General features: G+C 66.1%; 1 protein-coding gene. It reads right to left on the bottom strand.

The features are described from left to right. Positions 1–289 (bottom strand): hypothetical protein (locus NG42_RS21695; RefSeq protein ID WP_052903115.1); only part of this gene is annotated, 289 nt, incomplete at both ends.

Raw genomic sequence — 289 nt, 5'->3', positions numbered from 1 at the left:
CACCCCGCCCAGCGTGACGGTAATCACCTGTCCCGCCTGCACGTTGGTGGTCGAGCCGCTCAGTTGCTGATCGACCTGCTGCTCCGCCCCGTCCAGCACGCCGTCGCCGGCGAACGGATCGAGGGTAATCGCCGGCTGATTCGCCGGATCGGCAATCACCGTCAGCGGGCTGTTGATCGTGCTGACGTTGCCCGCACCGTCGGTGGCGGTCACCACCACGCTGTAGCTGCCGTCCGGAATATTGCCAAGGTCGGCGGCCGGAATATCAATGCTCCACAGGCCGTTGCCG

The organism is Winslowiella iniecta, from assembly GCF_001267535.1.
GTDB lineage: Bacteria > Pseudomonadota > Gammaproteobacteria > Enterobacterales > Enterobacteriaceae > Erwinia > Erwinia iniecta.
This window is presented reverse-complemented; position numbering and strand designations above follow the sequence as displayed.